Genomic DNA, 14,730 nt, shown 5'->3' with positions numbered 1-14,730 from the left:
AGGCCGGCGCACGCGGCGGTGTCAGTGCGTGGTGCAGGTGCTCGCGCCGCCCGGGTTCAGCAGTCCGATGACGTCGATGCTGTCGCCGCACAGGTTGAGGCCGAGGTCGACCGGGACCTGGGTGACGTTGCCGGAGAGCACGCCCGGGCTGTTGCCGGCGGTACCGGTCGTCGGGTCCGGGTCGGCCGCGTGGGCGGCTGTCGTACCGGCCAGGGCGAGGGAGCCCGCGAGTACCGCCGCCGTGGCAAAGCTGCGCATACGCATGTGTGTTGCCTCACTGGTTGACGTAGGGACTCTCTCATCACACCGGCTGCGCGCGGCGGCCGCCCGTTGGGTTACGCCGTTGGGGGACCGGCGCGACTCAGGCTGCGGCGGGGAAGCGTTCCCAGACCCGGTGGGCGCCGAGCAGGCCGTTGAGCTGCTGCAGTACGGCGGTGGCGCCGTCGCCGGTGACCACGCCGGGTGCGTCGAGGGGGATGCCGGCCGCCTCCAGCGCGCTCTCGCCGCCCTTGGCCGCGCCGATGGCCTTGCCGTGCCGGTACGCCTCCGCCAGCAGCAGCGCCACCCGGGGATCGGGTGTGCCCTGCACGGGCGCGGGCAGGCCTGCCTTGGCGTCCCGGGCGCCGAAGGCGTCGACGCCGACCCCTGGGGTCCCGGCCACCAGCAGGGCGTCGAACTCCACCGAGCGCGCGGTGGCGTACGTCCGCTGGACCGTGAGGGCGTCCGCGCCCTCGCCGAGGGTGCCGCCGCTCGGCGCCACGATCAGCGGGACCATGCCGCTGTCGAGCACTTCCTGGCGCACCTCCCGGACTCCGTCGAGGTCGCCGTCGGGGCCGGTGAGGATGCCGATGATCCGGCCGTCGCTGGGCCAGGTCAGGCCGACCTGGGAGAGCGCGGGGCTCGGTTCTACGTCCGCGAGCGGCACGGTGGGCTCGGGCGCGGGCAGCCCGAGGCCCGCGGCGACAGCCGCGCACAGCTGCGGGTCGATGTTGGCGAGAACCTGCAACGCCCGTTCCCTGATGGCCTGTTCGTAGCACTTGCCGAGCTCGAAGGTGTAGGCGTGGATGATGTGCTCCCGCTCCACCGGACTCATGCTGAGCCAGAACCGGCGGGGCTGGCTGAAGTGGTCGTCGAACGACTCGGGCGCCTCACGGACCTTGGTCCCCTCGGGCACGCGTACGGGCGTCTCGATGAACGCGCCCGTGTCGGCGCCGGCGGTGAACGGGCAGCCTCCGTCGAGGGAGTTGGGCCGGTAGGGGGCGACGCCCCGGTGCACGGCCGTCTGGTGCATGCCGTCGCGCAGCATGTCGTTGACGGGGGCCTGCGGCCGGTTGATGGGCAGCTGGGGGAAGTTCGGGCCGCCCAGCCGGGTGATCTGGGTGTCCAGGTAGGAGAAGAGCCGGCCGGCGAGCAGCGAGTCATCGGTGACGTCGATGCCGGGGACGAGGTGGCCGACGTGGAAGGCGACCTGCTCGGTCTCGGCGAAGTAGTTCGACGGGTTGCGGTTGAGGGTGAGCAGTCCGATGGGCTGCACGGGGGCGAGTTCCTCGGGGACGATGTTGGTGGGGTCCAGCAGGTCGATGCCCTCGAAGGTCTGGTCGGGGGTGTCGGGGAAGGTCTGGATGCCGAACTCCCACTCGGGGTAGGCGCCCGCCTCGATGGCGTCGTAGAGGTCGCGGCGGTGGAAGTCGGGGTCCACGCCGTTGATGATCTGCGCCTCCTCCCACACCAGGGAGTGCACGCCCAGCTTGGGCTTCCAGTGGAACTTCACCAGGGTCGTCCCGCCGGCGGCGTCGACCAGACGGAAGGTGTGGACGCCGAAGCCCTCCATCGTGCGGTACGAGCGCGGGATGCCGCGGTCGGACATGTTCCACAGCGTGTGGTGGGTGGCCTCGGTGTGCAGGGTGACGAAGTCCCAGAAGGTGTCGTGAGCACTCTGCGCCTGCGGGATCTCCCGGTCGGGGTGCGGCTTGCCGGCGTGGATGACGTCGGGGAACTTGATGGCGTCCTGGATGAAGAACACCGGGATGTTGTTGCCGACCAGGTCGAAGACGCCCTCGCTGGTGTAGAACTTGGTCGCGAAGCCCCGGGTGTCGCGGACCGTGTCGGAGGAGCCGCGGGAGCCCAGGACGGTGGAGAAGCGCACGAAGACCGGTGTCTCGACGTCCTCGGCCAGGAACGCCGCCTTCGTCACGGTGGCCGCCGTGCCGTAGCTGCGGAACACCCCGTGGACCCCCGCTCCCCGGGCGTGCACCACGCGCTCCGGGATGCGCTCGTGGTCGAAGTGCATCACCTTCTCCCGCAGGTGGTGGTCCTGCAGGAGCACCGGGCCGCGGGGACCGGCCTTCAGCGAGTGGTCGGTGTCGTACAGCCGGGTGCCCTGGGCGTTGGTGAGGTAGCTGCCGCTCTGCGCCATCCGGGCCTGGTCGGCGCCGGTGGGCTGACCGGTCGGCGAGACCGTGTCCGGGCCGCTCTGGTCGGGCTTGGGGGGCAGCGGCTCGCGGGGGTGGGCCGGCTCGGCGACCGCCGGCGACTCGGGGGCCGGCTTACCGGGGATGCTCTCGCTCATCACTACCATTCCTTCGCTGGTCGCGTGGATGCCACGCCCGGCACGGCGGGTCCGGCACGTTCTGCGCACGGCGGCCGGTGCCGGCCCGGAGCGGGACGCGGCGGTGGGCGGGGACACGGCTCGGGGGTCCTGCTCGGACCCTCACACCGAGGTCCCCGGGCCGGGGCGTCCGAAACCGGGGGCCGTACGGCCTTTCCCGTGGGGTGAAGTCGGGCCGGAGGCGCGGCGCGTCGTCCGCGCGCCCGGCCCTTCGGACATACGCGCCCGGACCCGGGGACCGTCGGGCGGGGTCAACCGCCCTCAGCCGAAAGCGGGTTCGGAGAGGGCCGTTTCTTGACCCGGAAGCGGTCCGGCACACGGCCGGCCGCATTCGCCACCCTAGGCGCTGCGCGCGGGCCGCGCAGTTCGGCTCGCGCCGGTCACGGGCGGGCCACCACGCGGAAGGACCGCACCGAGGGATCGGCCGCGTCGGCAGTTCGAGGGCGCGGGGGTCCGGACCTGCTCACCCAGGTGGCCGGCGCCGACGGGCCCGGGCAGCGGCCGGTGCGGCTCACCGGGCACCGGCCGCACTCGGCGGACGACGCGCGGCGGCTCAGCCGCACCATCGGCTATCTGCGCGACCACGTGCTCGCCGACCCGGACAGCGCGGACCAGCCGCTGGTCGCGTCGACGGCCGCGCAGCACCTGGCGGCGAGCGTGCTGGCGGCGTTCCCCAACACGATGTCGGAGGCCGTCCCGGGCCCGGACGGCACGGACACCCGCCCGGCGATGCTGCGCCGCGCGCCGGCGTACATCGACGACCACGCCGGCGAGCCGGTCACCGTGGCGGACATCGCGGGGGCGGCGCGGGTCACCGTGCGGGCCCTGCAGTACGCCTTCCGCCGCCATCTGGACACCACTCCGCTGGCCCAGCTGCGCCGGGTGCGGCTCGCGCACGCCCACCACGACCTGCTCGCCGCAGATCCGGCCGACGGCGCCACGGTCACGGAGATCGCCGCACGCTGGGGTTTCTACCACCCGGGCCGCTTCGCCTCCCTGTACCGGGACACCTACCGGCGCGCTCCCCGGCTGGCGCTGGCCGGGGAGTGAGTGCGCTCCCGCGCGTCCGGCGGACGCGCGGGAGCGGGGCGTGCGTCACGGGAACGAGGTCACCTTGGAGGGGACGGTGTCCGTCCCGGAGGTGGGTGTGCCCGTGCTGTTGACGACGTGGGCGTACTGGCCCTTGCCGCCGAGGGAGATCACCAGCAGGTCGTGCATCCTGATCCCCGGGCCGGTCGGGAGCTGGAAGCCGTGCGCCTGGACGATCGTGGGATCGGCCGTGTAGTTGCAGTAACTGCCCAGGCCCCACGCCTCGTGCGTGGTGACCGAGTCGGCGACCTTGTAGGCCGCGTAGCCGACGATGCCGTCGTGGGTGACGGCGGCGGCGTTCGGGGCGTCGTACGCCTTCTCGTTCTGGAAGAAGATCGTGCGGCCGCGTTCGCCGCTCCAGTAGACGTCGTACTTGTTGAAGTGCTCGACGAACAGGCCGGTGGCGAGGACGTCGTTGCCGTTGACGCGCAGGCCGTAGTCGGCGCGGTTGGTGTTCCAGCCGACGCCGCTCCCGTGGTCGGCGCGCCAGAGCCAGGTGTGGTCGATGACGACATTGTTGCTGTTGACGACCACGGAGTTGGTGGCGAGGCCGGGTCCGGCGCCGCCGATCCGTACGAAGACGTCCTGCATGGTGGTCGGGTTGGCCGAGTGGTCGGCGGAGGAGCCGGGCTCGCCGATCCGCAGCAGTGTGTCGGAGTTGGTGCTCCCCGCGTCGATGAGGAACCCGGCGAGTCTCACCCCGTCGACGTCGGCGACGTGCATGGCGTCGACGCCGTTGTCCGGGACCAGGGTGGCGAGGCCGAGGCCGAGGACCACGGTGTTGGCGCGGGTGACGTCGATGGTCCGGTCGAGGTGGTAGACGCCCGGTGTGAACAGGAGGTTGAGGCCCTGGGCGAGGGCCTGGTTGATGGTGGCCGCGGTGGCGCCGGGCCTGACGACGTAGAACTGGTCCAGCGGCAGGGACGTGCCCGCGTTCGCCGGCCAGGAGACGCCCCGGGCGTTGGTCCGCTTGGCCGGGACGAACACCTTGTAGGCGGAGCCGTCCAGGTAGAGGAAGGGCTTCTCGCGGGAGACCGGGGTGTTGTCGAGGGTGGTGTAGGGGCCGCTGTCGAAGTTGGTCGCCGGCGCGCCCTGGACGCCGGAGAAGGTCATGTTCCACACGCCGTTGGTCCAGCCGCCCACCGAGCTGTCGCGGGAGTACCACTGCTGCTGGGAGTACGGGCCGACGGTGCCGTCGATCTTCGAGTCGGCGATGTAGCCGCCGGAGGCCCAGCCGTAGCCGTTGGGGGCGAGGTTGAGGCCGCCCTGGACGTGGATGCGGCGGAACGGGGCGGCCTGGGCGACCGCCCAGCGGTCGGTGCCGTTGGAGGGCCTGATGGCGAGGTTCTCCGCCGAACGCCAGAAGTTCTGCGTGGCGTTGCCGTTGAACCAGCCCGCGTCGACGGTGACGTCACCGTTGATCTGGGTGTCGTCGGGGTTCATGCCGAGCCCGGAGATCGAGGTGTAGAAGCCGATCTGGGCGTTGATGCCGTTGTAGGTGCCCGGCTTCAGCAGGAACTGGTAGCGCCCCGTGCCGAACTGGCTGGACTCCTGCTGTTTGAAGACGTCGTCGAACTTCTGCTGGAGGTTCGGTGTGGAGGGGTCGACGACGATGACGTTGGGGCCGAGGTCGCCGCCGCCCTGGACCGGCGGCACCCCGGTGGTGCCGGTGTGCACGGCGACCTCCCACAGGGAGTAGCCGTAACCGGTGCCGCGGGCGGTGCCGTAGACCCGGACGTAGCGGCCGGTGCCGCTGACGTCGTAGGAGGCGGTGCCGCCGCTCGCGCCGGTCACGCTCTTCAGGGTGCTCCAGGTCTGGCCGTCGGCGGAGGCCTGGAGCTGGAAGTCCTTGCCGTACGCCGCCTCCCAGTTGAGGTCGATCCGGCACAGGTCCTGGACCGAGCCGAGGTCCACCCGCAGCCACTGCGGATCGGCGGCCTGGCTGGACCAGCGGGTGCCGGTGTCGCCGTCGAAGGCGGCGGAGGCGGGGGTGCCGGCGTTCTCGGTGGTGGACGCGGTGGCGGGCCTGCCCTGGGCGGCGTTGGCGGTGCCGCAGGCGGACTGGGTGCCGCCCGTGGATCCGAACACCTGGAACTCCCACAGGGAGTAGCCCCATTGGGTGGCCCGGTGCACGCCGAGCATGCGCACGTAGCGGCCCTGTCCGGAGACGTCGAGCGTGTCGACGCCGCCGTCTGAGCCGGTCACGGACTTCAGGTCGGTCCAGGTGCCGCCGTCCTTGGATATCTGGACCTTGTAGTCCTTGCCGTAGGCGGCCTCCCAGTTGAGGACGACCTGGCTGACGGTGGCGGTGGCGCCGAGGTCGACCTGGAACCACTGGTCGTCGGTGGCGGCCGAGGACCAGCGGGTGCCGGTGTCGCCGTCGACGCCCTTGGCGGCGGCGGTGCCCGCGTTCTCCTCGGAGGACGCGGTGGCCGTCCTCCCCTGGGACAGGGGGGTCTCGGCCGCGACGGCCGGCGGGTGGGTGGCGGGCAGGGCGATCAGCGCGGCCGTGGCGGCCAGCGCGATGCCCAGGGATCTCAGTCTCATGTGGTGGCTCCATGCGGCTGCGGAGGTCAGGAAACTGACCCCCATGAGCTTAGTTCATGTTTTGATTTAAGTGGTGAGCCAAGCGGGCGGCAAGCCTTCGGAAGTCAAAACCTGAAATACGCGTGACCTGGCGGCGTCGCGCGCCAACTCCGCTAGCGCGTCTGGTTCTTGACCATCTCCAGCAGCGCGGCGTGGGTGCCGGCGTCGGCGGCCGCGATCAGTCCGCCCGCGCCCGTGTGCAGGGGCTGGCCGTGGATGCCCGTCACCGTGCAGCCGGCCGCCCGGCACAGGGCGATACCGGCGGCGAAGTGCACGCTGTCGCGCAGGTCGCCGTCGGTGACGTAAGCGGCCCGGCGGCCGGCGGCGACCCAGGCGACCGCGAGGGTGGTGGAGACCACCCGGGGCCGGAACCGCCGGCCGAAGCCGGGGTCGGCCAGGAGCCGGACCGCCTGGAAGCCGGGGGCGTTGGGGAACGGCGGATCGAGGTTCACGTCGACCAGCCGGGACTCCGGCGAGGGCGCCAGTTCCTCGTCCGTACCGTCCCGGTGGAGCAGGGCGCGGTCCCCGTCGGTCCAGAACACCTCGCCGCCGAACGGGTCGGCCGTCGCGGCGGCGGTGATCGTGTCACCCTCCCGCAGGGCCACGTTCACCCCGACCAGCATGTTCCGCACGGCGTAGTTGAGGGTGCCGCACAGCGGGTCGACCAGCCAGCGGCGGGCGTTGTCCGCGGCGCCGCTGCTGCCGCTCTCCTCGGCCGTGACGGCGTCGCCGGGCCGGGCGGCGCGCAGCACGTCCAGGATGGTCCTCTCGGCCGCGAGATCGGCCGCCGTCGCGAAGTCACCGGCGGACTTCTCCACGCGGTCCAGCCGCCCGCCGCACATCTCGCGGACCACGGCGGCTCCCGCCTCGGCCGCCCGGCGGGCGAGGCGGGCGTCCGGCTCCGGGTCGATCACGTCCATGGGGGGAGGATAGCCCGCGCGGACGGGGCCGAACTCCCGCCCGGACACGACCGGTTGGCCGGCGCGGAGCCGGACTTCAGCGCTCGGTGCGGGGAAGGCCGGGGAGCGGGGTGTCCCAGTCCAGCAGGCGGTTCAGCGCGTCGTCCTCGCGGGGTGCGCCGGGGGCCGCCGGGGTGTCCCGCACCGGGGTGCGGGCGCCGCGCGAGATGGCGCCGCTGACGGTGATGTTGTGCTCCGCGTGCGGACGGCGGTGGTGTTCGTACACGGTGAGAGCGGTCCGCGGGTCCGGGAGGTCACGCAGGGCCTTGGCCAGCACGACGGCGTCCTCCAGCACCATCGAGGCGCCCTGGCCGGTGGCGGGCGAGGCCGCGTGCGCCGCGTCGCCGACGAGCAGGACACGGCCCGCACGCCAGGGGGTGCCCAGCGGCAGCTCGGTGGCGTCGGTGGCCATGACGCTCCCGTCGCCGGCCGCGACGATGTCCCCGGCGGGCGTGGCGTCCTCGCGCAGCAGCGGCAGCAGTTCGCCGCGCAGGTCGGCGGGCGTGGGGTCAGGCGCCTCGCCGGCGGTCCGGGGGCCGGCGGCGGTCCGGGGGCCGGCGGCGGTCCGGGGGCCGGCGGTGACGCGGGCGAACCAGTACGTCTCCCCCGCCGGCGAGACCGCGTAGCCGAACGCGGCCGCGCTGCCGCGCACCATGGTGATGGCGCCGGTCTCCCCCGGAGCGGGCGCCGTGTCCGTGTAGCCGTAGTACACCCGCCGGCCGGCGTACCGGGGCCGGGCCGCGGGCGCCACGACGAGCCGGCGCACGGCCGAGTTCAGGCCGTCGGCGCCGATCAGCAGGTCCGCGGTGGCGCTGCTGCCGTCGGAGAAACGCGCGGTCACCGCTTCGGCGCCGGCGTCCACGGCGACCAGGCGGGCGCCGTGGCGCAGGGGTGTGCCGCGGCGGACCGCCTCCGCCTGCAGGGCCGCGTTCAGTTCGCCGCGGCGCAGGCAGCGGTAGCGCAGGGTGGGATCGTCCGCGCCGGCGAGCGGGGCGCGCGCCACCTCGCCGCCCCGGTCGTCGAGCAGGCGCAGCGAGGTCAGCGGGAAACCGATGGCGGTGACGGCGTCCGTGGCGTCGATCTGGGCCAGGGCGCGCATGCCGTTGGCGGCGAGGGTGAGGAAGGCGCCGATGTCCTCGGCGGTGTCGGGGTGCGCCTCGAAGACGGCGACGTCGTGTCCGGCCTTGCGCAGGCCCAGCGCGGCCGCCGTGCCGGCGATGCCGCCGCCGATCACCAGGATGTGTGCCACCGGTACCACCCACCGCTTCCGTTCGCGTGCCCGACGGGTGGCACAGCTTAGGGCGCACGGGCGGTGGACCCTCCGGCACAGGTGTGCGGAACCGGCCACGGGCCTGGCCGGGCCGGGCCGGACGGCGGGCGCCCCGCCCGGTGCCGTCCGCACGGGCCCGGCCTCGGCGTACCCGCCCGGTGACGTCGGTCCGGCCCGCGACCGGCCGCGGCAGCTGCGGCCGTCGCCCCGCCGGGCGACGGGCGACGGGCGACGGGCGACGGGCGACGGGCGACGGGCGACGGGCGACGCTGGCACACTGCCTGACCGGCGTGCGCGACGGCACGCGACCGATGAGAGGCGGTACCCCATGTCCCTGTCCGAGCCGGCCGCTCCCCGGCCCGCCGACCTGCTGGCCGCCATGCCGTTCGCGGCCGGCCTGGGCATCGAGCTGCGCGAGGCCACGGCCGACCGCGCCGTCGGCACCCTGGCCTGGTCGCCGGAGGTCTGCACCGCGGGCGGCGCACTGCACGGCGGCGCGCTGATGGCCCTCGCGGACAGCGTCGGCGCCGTGTGCGCCTACCTGAACCTGCCGGCGGGCGCCACCGGGACCTCGACGGTGGAGTCCAAGACCAATTTCCTGCGGGCCGTCACCACCGGCCGGGTCCACGCGACGGCCCGTCCGCTGCATGTCGGCGGGACCCTGCTGGTGGTGCAGACCGATCTGCGCGACGACCGGGACCGGCTGGTCGGCCAGACCACGCAGACCCAGATCGTGCTGCGCCGCGGCGAGGCCTGAGGGCCACCGGCGCCCGAGTAAAGAAATCGTATGGTCTAGTCCAAAGACCTCTTTGGACTAGACCAACATATTGACGTGACCGCAACAGCTCCCGGAGGCTGGGGCGACCTTCCGCCGGGCAACTCCTCCCCCACCCCCCTGGAGCTCGCAATGAGACCTGTTCGCGCATGTCTGGGCGCGGCGGCCGCCGTCGCGCTGGCCGCCGCCGGCACCACGGCCCTCGTCACCACCAGCGCCTCGGGCGCCACCTCCGCGCTGAGCGACCGGTGGTACGCCGCCGCCCCCTATCTGATGCCGACGGACAACGACCCGCCGAACGCGGCCGACATCATGGACGCCACCGGCCTCAAGGCCTTCCAGCTCGCCTTCGTCCTCGCCCCGAACGGCGGCGGCTGCTCCCCCACCTGGGGCGGCACGTCCCCCGTCTCCTCCGACACGGCCGTCCAGTCGGTGATCAACACCATCCGTGCCAAGGGCGGCGACGTGTCCGTCTCCATCGGCGGCTACGGCGGCACCAAGCTCGGGCAGGCGTGCGCGGACCCGGCCGCCACGGCCGCCGCCTACCAGCAGGTCGTCACCAAGTACGGCCTGCACGCCATCGACTTCGACCTGGAGGAGCCGGAGTACGAGAACAGCGCCGCGATCAGGAACGAGATCGGCGCCGCGAAGATCCTCCAGCAGAACAACCCGGGCCTGTACGTCTCCGTGACCACCGCCGGCACGGCGGACGGCACCGGCTGGTTCGGCAAGCAGATGCTGCTGGAGGCGAAGTCCCAGGGCTTCACCCCGAACAACTTCTCCATCATGCCGTTCGACGGCGGCTTCAACGGGGCGGCGAGCCAGACCACGGCGCTGACCAACTTCAACTCGGTCCTGCAGTCGACCTTCGGCTGGGACCAGGCGACGGCCTACGCCCACGAGGGCTTCTCCGGCATGAACGGCCGCAGCGACACCGGCGAGTACTTCAGCCAGGCCGACTTCCAGACGGTGCTGGACTACGCCACCAGCCACCACATGGACCGGTTCACGTTCTGGTCACTGAACCGCGACCGCCAGTGCACGCCGGCCGACAACGGCGGCCGTACGTCGGGCACTTGCTCCAGCGTGGCGCAGGGCTCCTGGGACTTCGCGAAGTACTCGGTGAAGTTCGCGGGAGTCACCCCGCCCAGCACGACACCCACCCCGACCCCCACCCCGACCCCCACCCCGACCCCGACCCCGGGCGGCTCCTGCAAGGCAGCCTGGAGCTCGACGGCGGTGTACACCAAGGACAACGAGGTCTCGTACGGCAAGCACAACTGGAAGGCCAAGTGGTGGACCCAGAACGAGGTGCCCGGCGCCTCGGAGTGGGGCCCCTGGCAGGACGAGGGCGCCTGCTGACCCGTTCGGCCCGTCCGGGCCGCCCCGGGGGTCGTCCGCACCGCGGACACGCGGCGCGACCTGCGCGACTGGTACATCAGGGCGTACGGTCGTAGCGTCGATGTGCACGCGGTCGGACACGGAACGACAGTGGGAGCGGCCATGCGCGGATCATTGGTGGGAACGGCAGTCACGCTCGCGGCGGGCGCCATGCTCACGGCGGCCATGACGACGGCCTCCGCGGACACGCAGGCCCCGCAGGACACGTCGGCCGGACAGGCCCGGCGCTCGCATCCGGTGCTGGTCGACTGCTCCTTCCAGCGCAACGTCCGCCCGGCCGACTTCATCCTGGCGTGCGGTGACGGCAACAGCCGTCTGCTGGGTCTGCAGTGGAGCAAGTGGAGCTCCCGGGCGGCCGTGGCCCAGGGTCTCAACGCGGTCAACGACTGCAAGCCGTACTGCGCGGCCGGCAGGTTCCACTCGTACCGGGTGACGGTGCGGCTGGACAGTCCGGCCCCGTGGAAGGGGCACCCGGGCGTCCGGCAGTTCACCCGGATGACCCTCACCTACGAGGGCGCCCGGCCCCAGGGATTCGAGCAGGTCGTGACCTACCCGCTCTGGAGCTGACCGGGCGCGCCGGTCCGCACGCCCGCCCGCCGCGGCCGGTCAGCCGGCCGCGGCGGGCGGGCGCTCGTGTCAGGCGATCTCCACCAGCAGGTCGCCGCCCTCCACCTGCTGGATCCGGTTGATGGCCAGCCGGGACACCCGGCCCGCCTTCGGCGCGGTGATCGTCGCCTCCATCTTCATCGCCTCGATGGTGGCCACGGTCGCGCCGGCCGCCACCTCGTCTCCCTCGGTCACCGCGAGCGTCACCACACCGGCGAACGGCGCCGCCACATGACCCGGGTCGCCGCGGTCGGCCTTCTCCGTGACCGGGACGTCGGTGGCCGCCGCCCGGTCCCGCACCTGGATGGGCCGGAGCTGGCCGTTGAGCGAGGACATCACGGTGCGCATGCCCCGCTCGTCGGCCTCGCCGACCGCCTGCAGCTCGATCAGCAGCCGGACACCGGGCTCCAGGTCGACGGCGTACTCCTTGGCCGGGCGCAGACCGTAGAAGAAGGCCTTGCTGTCCAGCACGCTGGTGTCGCCGAAGCTCTGGCGGTGCGTGTCGAACTCGCGGGTCGGACCGGGGAACAGCAGCCGGTTGAGGGTCGCGCGGCGGTCCTTGGCCAGGCCGTCGCGGTCCTCGGCGGACAGCTCGGGCGCCGGCCTCGCCTCGCCGCGGCCCCGCAGTGCCTTGGTCCGGAAGGGCTCCGGCCAGCCGCCGGGCGGCGTGCCCAGCTCACCGCGGAGGAAGCCGATCACCGAGTCGGGGATGTCGAACCGGTCCGGGGTCGCCTCGAAGTCCTCCGGCGAGACCCCGGCCCCCACCAGGTGCAGCGCGAGGTCGCCGACCACCTTGGACGACGGGGTCACCTTGACCAGCCGGCCGAGGATCCGGTCGGCGGCGGCGTACATCGCCTCGATGTCCTCGAAGCGGTCGCCGAGCCCTAGGGCGACGGCCTGGGTACGCAGGTTGGAGAGCTGGCCGCCGGGGATCTCGTGGTGGTAGACCCGCCCGGTCGGGGAGGCGAGCCCCGCCTCGAACGGGGCGTAGATCTTCCGGACGCCCTCCCAGTACGGCTCCAGGTCGCCGACGGCGCCCAGGTCCAGGCCGGTGGGCCGGTCGGAGTGGTCGGTGGCCGCGACCAGCGCCGACAGCGAGGGCTGCGAGGTGGTGCCGGCCATCGAGGCCACCGCGCCGTCGACGGCGTCCGCCCCCGCCTGGATCGCGGCGAGGTAGGTGGCGAGCTGGCCGCCGGCCGTGTCGTGCGTGTGCAGGTGCACGGGCAGGTCGAACTCACGGCGCAGCGCGGTGACGAGCTTCGCGGCGGCCGGGGCGCGCAGCAGTCCGGCCATGTCCTTGATGGCCAGGACGTGCGCCCCGGCCTCGACGATCTGCTCGGCGAGCCGCAGGTAGTAGTCGAGGGTGTAGAGCCGCTCGGCCGGGTCGTTGAGGTCGGCGGTGTAGCAGAGGGCGACCTCGGCGACGGCGGTGCCGGTCTCGCGCACCGCCTCGATGGCGGGCCGCATCTGGCCCACGTCGTTCAGCGCGTCGAAGATGCGGAAGATGTCGATGCCGGTGGCGGCGGCCTCCTGCACGAAGGCGTCGGTCACCTCGGTCGGGTACGGGGTGTAGCCGACGGTGTTGCGGCCGCGCAGCAGCATCTGCAGGCAGATGTTGGGCACGGCCTCGCGCAGCGCGGCCAGCCGCTCCCAGGGATCCTCGGCGAGGAAGCGCAGGGCGACGTCGTAGGTGGCGCCGCCCCAGCACTCCAGGGACAGCAGCCCGGGCAGGGTGCGGGCGACGACCGGGGCGACGGCGAGGAGGTCCTTGGTGCGCACCCGGGTGGCCAGCAGCGACTGGTGGGCGTCGCGGAAGGTGGTGTCGGTGACCCCGATGGTCGGCGACTCGCGCAGGTGCCGGGCGAAGCCCTCGGGACCGAGTTCGACCAGGCGCTGCCGGGAGCCGGCCGCGGGCTCGCCGGCCGGGAGCGAGGGCAGCTTGGCGACCGGGTCGAGCAGCTCGGGCCGCTCGCCGTGCGGCTTGTTGACGGTGACGTCGGCGAGGTAGGTGAGCAGCTTGGTGCCGCGGTCGGCGGAGTGCCGGGAGGTCAGCAGGTGGGGGCGCTGCTCGATGAAGGAGGTGGTGACCCGGCCCGCCCGGAAGTCGGGGTCGTCCAGGACCGCCTGCAGGAACGGGATGTTGGTGGCCACACCGCGGATCCGGAACTCCGCCACGGCACGCCGGGCGCGTCCCACGGCGGCCTGGAAGTCCCGTCCCCGGCAGGTGAGTTTGACCAGCATCGAGTCGAAGTGGGCGCTGATCTCCGTACCGGCGTGGGTGGTTCCGCCGTCCAGGCGGATGCCGGAGCCGCCCGGGGACCGGTAGGCGCTGATCCGGCCGGTGTCCGGGCGGAAGCCGTTGGCCGGGTCCTCGGTGGTGATGCGGCACTGCAGGGCGGCGCCGCGCAGGGTGACGGTGTCCTGGGAGAGGCCGAGGTCGCCGAGGGTCTGGCCGGAGGCGATGCGGAGCTGGGCCTGGACCAGGTCGACGTCGGTGACCTCCTCGGTGACCGTGTGCTCGACCTGGATGCGCGGGTTCATCTCGATGAAGACGTGGTTGCCGTCGCGGTCGAGCAGGAACTCCACGGTGCCCGCGTTGCGGTACCCGATCTCGCGGGCGAAGCGCACCGCGTCGCCGCAGATCCGCTCCCGCAGTTCGGGGTCGAGGTTGGGCGCGGGCGCCAGTTCGATGACCTTCTGGTGGCGGCGCTGGAGTGAGCAGTCGCGCTCGAAGAGGTGGATGACGTTCCCCTCGCCGTCGGCGAGGATCTGCACCTCGATGTGGCGCGGGTCCACGACGGCCTTCTCCAGGAAGACGGTCGGGTCGCCGAAGGCGGAGGCGGCCTCGCGCGAGGCCGCCTCGATGGACTCGCGGAGCTGGGCGGGGTCCTCCACCCGGCGCATGCCGCGCCCGCCGCCGCCGGCCACCGCCTTGACGAAGACGGGGAAGCCGACCTCGTCGGCGGCTCGCACCAGCTCCTCCACGTCGGTGGAGGGCGCGGAGGAGCCGAGCACGGGCACCCCGGCGGCGCGCGCGGCGGCGACCGCGCGGGCCTTGTTGCCGGTCAGCTCCAGCGTCTGCGCGCTCGGCCCGACGAAGGTGATGCCCGCCTCCTCGCAGGCGCGGGCCAGCTCGGGGTTCTCCGACAGGAACCCGTACCCGGGGTAGACGGCGTCGGCGCCCGCCCGGCGGGCCGCGCCCACGATCTCCTCGACGGAGAGGTAGGCCCGCACGGGGTGTCCGGGTTCACCGATCTCGTACGCCTCGTCGGCTTTCAGCCGGTGCAGTGAGTTGCGGTCCTCGTGCGGGAACACGGCGACCGTGCGCGCACCGAGTTCGTAACCCGCGCGGAACGCGCGGATCGCGATCTCCCCACGGTTGGCGACCAGCACCTTGCGGAACATCCTGGATCCCTTCAGCTGCCTGGCGGCGACG

10 protein-coding genes are annotated in these 14,730 nt (G+C 73.1%); 4 read left to right on the top strand and 6 right to left on the bottom strand.

The window, feature by feature from the left end; all coding sequences use genetic code 11:
- Nucleotides 1–21: 21 nt before the first annotated feature.
- Together TNCT1_RS18635 and TNCT1_RS18630 are read right to left on the bottom strand one after the other, a co-directional pair.
- Nucleotides 22–258, bottom strand: coding sequence for a chaplin (locus tag TNCT1_RS18635; RefSeq protein WP_143633483.1), 237 nt, complete (start codon nucleotides 256–258; stop codon nucleotides 22–24).
- 103 nt (nucleotides 259–361) lie between these two features.
- Nucleotides 362–2,578: a catalase gene (locus tag TNCT1_RS18630; protein ID WP_235902716.1), complete on the bottom strand. Its 2,217-nt coding sequence runs from the start codon at nucleotides 2,576–2,578 to the stop codon at nucleotides 362–364.
- A gap of 501 nt (nucleotides 2,579–3,079) precedes the next feature.
- On the opposite strand from TNCT1_RS18630, the gene TNCT1_RS18625 reads away from it, so the two are divergent.
- On the top strand, nucleotides 3,080–3,658 hold the full coding sequence (locus tag TNCT1_RS18625; RefSeq protein ID WP_235902714.1) for a helix-turn-helix transcriptional regulator: 579 nt from the start codon (nucleotides 3,080–3,082) through the stop codon (nucleotides 3,656–3,658).
- A 45-nt stretch (nucleotides 3,659–3,703) separates the two neighbouring features.
- Here the strand turns inward: TNCT1_RS18625 and TNCT1_RS18620 are convergent, their stop codons facing one another.
- From TNCT1_RS18620 to TNCT1_RS18610, 3 genes are all read right to left on the bottom strand, one after another.
- Entirely contained in the window at nucleotides 3,704–6,244 is a 2,541-nt protein-coding gene (locus TNCT1_RS18620; RefSeq protein ID WP_143633479.1) for a discoidin domain-containing protein, read from the bottom strand.
- A 152-nt stretch (nucleotides 6,245–6,396) separates the two neighbouring features.
- Nucleotides 6,397–7,203, bottom strand: a complete 807-nt coding sequence (locus tag TNCT1_RS18615) for an inositol monophosphatase family protein (protein WP_143633476.1) — start codon at nucleotides 7,201–7,203, stop codon at nucleotides 6,397–6,399.
- Nucleotides 7,204–7,279: 76 nt separating this feature from the next.
- Nucleotides 7,280–8,491, bottom strand: coding sequence for an NAD(P)/FAD-dependent oxidoreductase (locus TNCT1_RS18610; protein WP_235902713.1), 1,212 nt, complete (start codon nucleotides 8,489–8,491; stop codon nucleotides 7,280–7,282).
- A gap of 349 nt (nucleotides 8,492–8,840) precedes the next feature.
- On the opposite strand from TNCT1_RS18610, the gene TNCT1_RS18605 reads away from it, so the two are divergent.
- The 3 genes from TNCT1_RS18605 (at nucleotide 8,841) to TNCT1_RS18595 (ending at nucleotide 11,255) form a co-directional block, all read left to right on the top strand.
- On the top strand, nucleotides 8,841–9,269 hold the full coding sequence (locus tag TNCT1_RS18605) for a PaaI family thioesterase (RefSeq protein WP_143633468.1): 429 nt from the start codon (nucleotides 8,841–8,843) through the stop codon (nucleotides 9,267–9,269).
- A 150-nt stretch (nucleotides 9,270–9,419) separates the two neighbouring features.
- The gene (locus tag TNCT1_RS18600) at nucleotides 9,420–10,649 is read left to right on the top strand and encodes a chitinase (RefSeq protein ID WP_143633465.1); all 1,230 of its coding nucleotides are present in this window, start codon (nucleotides 9,420–9,422) and stop codon (nucleotides 10,647–10,649) included.
- Nucleotides 10,650–10,790: 141 nt separating this feature from the next.
- Nucleotides 10,791–11,255, top strand: coding sequence for a hypothetical protein (locus tag TNCT1_RS18595; protein ID WP_143633463.1), 465 nt, complete (start codon nucleotides 10,791–10,793; stop codon nucleotides 11,253–11,255).
- 69 nt (nucleotides 11,256–11,324) lie between these two features.
- Here the strand turns inward: TNCT1_RS18595 and TNCT1_RS18590 are convergent, their stop codons facing one another.
- Nucleotides 11,325–14,699 carry a pyruvate carboxylase gene (locus TNCT1_RS18590; protein WP_143633978.1) on the bottom strand — a complete coding sequence of 1,125 codons (3,375 nt, stop codon included), beginning with the start codon at nucleotides 14,697–14,699 and terminating at the stop codon, nucleotides 11,325–11,327.
- Between the last annotated feature and the right edge of the window lie 31 nt (nucleotides 14,700–14,730).

The sequence above is a fragment of the Streptomyces sp. 1-11 genome (assembly GCF_007176755.1).
Classification (GTDB): domain Bacteria; phylum Actinomycetota; class Actinomycetes; order Streptomycetales; family Streptomycetaceae; genus Streptomyces.
This window is presented reverse-complemented; position numbering and strand designations above follow the sequence as displayed.

Excerpts from the sequence above, each read along its gene's own strand:
- TNCT1_RS18590 (WP_143633978.1), bottom strand. The coding sequence starts at position 14,699 with ATGTTCCGCAAGGTGCTGGTCGCCAACCGTGGGGAGATCGCGATCCGC.
- TNCT1_RS18600 (WP_143633465.1), top strand. The coding sequence starts at position 9,420 with ATGAGACCTGTTCGCGCATGTCTGGGCGCGGCGGCCGCCGTCGCGCTG.
- TNCT1_RS18620 (WP_143633479.1), bottom strand. The coding sequence starts at position 6,244 with ATGAGACTGAGATCCCTGGGCATCGCGCTGGCCGCCACGGCCGCGCTG.
- TNCT1_RS18630 (WP_235902716.1), bottom strand. The coding sequence starts at position 2,578 with ATGGTAGTGATGAGCGAGAGCATCCCCGGTAAGCCGGCCCCCGAGTCG.
- TNCT1_RS18605 (WP_143633468.1), top strand. The coding sequence starts at position 8,841 with ATGTCCCTGTCCGAGCCGGCCGCTCCCCGGCCCGCCGACCTGCTGGCC.
- TNCT1_RS18595 (WP_143633463.1), top strand. The coding sequence starts at position 10,791 with ATGCGCGGATCATTGGTGGGAACGGCAGTCACGCTCGCGGCGGGCGCC.
- TNCT1_RS18615 (WP_143633476.1), bottom strand. The coding sequence starts at position 7,203 with ATGGACGTGATCGACCCGGAGCCGGACGCCCGCCTCGCCCGCCGGGCG.
- TNCT1_RS18635 (WP_143633483.1), bottom strand. The coding sequence starts at position 258 with ATGCGCAGCTTTGCCACGGCGGCGGTACTCGCGGGCTCCCTCGCCCTG.